Source organism: Blastomonas sp. (genome assembly GCF_041747255.1).
GTDB lineage: Bacteria > Pseudomonadota > Alphaproteobacteria > Sphingomonadales > Sphingomonadaceae > Blastomonas.
In genome coordinates this window covers 1-1733 of sequence record NZ_JBGTFM010000368.1, presented here as the reverse complement: position 1 = coordinate 1733, position 1733 = coordinate 1, and the positions used below count along the sequence as shown (strand labels likewise).

Sequence of the window (1733 nt, the reverse complement as noted above, 5' to 3'; positions counted from 1 at the left end):
TAGGCGTCGAAGCCAGCGGCAAGGCTGGGAAGGGCACCGAAGTCGATCGGGGGAAAGATCTGTGCCGAACATTCAGCGGCGCCGATCACCGACCCGTCGAGCACTTCCAGCGTCAACTCGGTCACATCGCCTAACTCAACTGGGGCAGGCACCGAAACGATCCGATCATTGGCGACGCTGTAGCGCGGAAAATCCCTCCACGCACGACCGCTTGGCGCACGAGTGTAAGGGGAATTCTCGATTACGGTCAGCACTGCAGAGCGCCCCGTTGCATAGGCCCCGCTGCGCTCTATGCGGACCGAAGCCGTGCCTTCCTGCGCCCCGGTGATCGTCACGCGCAGCCTGCTTGCGGAGACCGGGGCAACCGCGCATCGCGCCTCGCCAAGCGGGTCACTACTGGGTGAAGGCAGCCACAGCACATTCTGGTCGGTCCGCGCCATCGGGCGGTATTGGGTCCTCAAGCTTTCGAAAAACGGCCAGTTGGCGCGGGTGATCCAGCCTTCCCAGCCGCTGTAATCGGGCGCGATGGTAGTGACAGCAGCGACTTGTTGCTCTGCAACCAGCGCAGTGTAGGCCGCGCGATTTTGCGAACCCAGCGCATGGATCAACGAGCCAACCGGCTGCGGGCTCTCCACCCCGGCAGCAATATCCAGCGGCGAGGTATAGACCGACAGCAAGCGGCGATCCTGCGGGATGCCTTGTGCGTCCCACGCCCGCGCCAGTTGCCGCATTGCCGCCAGATCCGCCGCATATTCGGGCGTTACGTGGAAGCCGAGAGCGGCATCATATGCGGTGCGGTCGGTATTCGCCCAGACCGCCGCAAAGCGTCTTGCCTCAAGCCCCACCATTGCCAGCGCCGCCACGCAAACGGCTACGCCAATGCCAACGGCGGTCTTTGTCGGGAAGGCGTTGCGCAGCACCGGTTTAACCCTTCGCAGCAGGGCGCGCTGGCCAATGATCAGCGGCGCACAGATGCCCAGCACGAAGGTGTTGGCGTTGTATTCCGCACCGATGTGGCCACCAATCTGCGGGATCAGCGCGGTGCCGATGACACTCGCGCCGACAAAGATAAAGGCGCTCGTTCGCACCGGCGAACCGCGTTTCCGCAAGCGCGCGGCCATGGCCCACAACACACAGCCGGTGAGCAGCATCAGGCTGACGGTGGGCAGCAGTCCACTATGGAGCAGGATATTGGGCAGGTCTGTCAGGCTCAGAATACGCGAGCTGCGATCCCACGGGGCGAAAAACCAGAACTGGTCACCGGCCACATCGTTGAAATTGTATTGCAGCCAGCCCGCTGGCTCGCCCTGCGTAACCAACATCAGCACCGCACCGGCCGAAGCCACCGTGCCTGCTGCGAACAGGCCAAGCGTTTTCACAAGCAGGACAATGCGATGATGCAGCGCCATGACAAGGCCAAGTGCGAGCGCCAGCACCAGCGGGATACCCGCATCGTTTGACCACAGCAGCCCCACCCCCGCGATCAGACCCAGCCAGACTGCCGCCGCGGCGCTCCGGTCAAGCAGGATGCGACGCAACAGCAGCACGAAGAACGGCAACACCAGAAACGGAAGAAAACCGCGCAGCGGGCGCAGCGATACTCCTGGATCAAGCGTTGCGGGATAGGGCAGCCCGATCGCGTTCCCCAATAGCGATCCCACGTAGTAGAAGAGGAAAACGATGAGGATTGCCGCGCCCCAGCGGTGATGTGCGGGCACGCATCTGATCATCCA

At 63.1% G+C, this 1733-nt stretch carries 1 protein-coding gene; it reads right to left on the bottom strand.

The features are described 5' to 3' along the window. Window positions 1-1718: hypothetical protein (locus tag ACEW8G_RS12515; RefSeq protein WP_373488746.1), on the bottom strand; the 1718-nt coding region annotated here is incomplete at its 3' end. Window positions 1719-1733 lie beyond the last annotated feature (15 nt).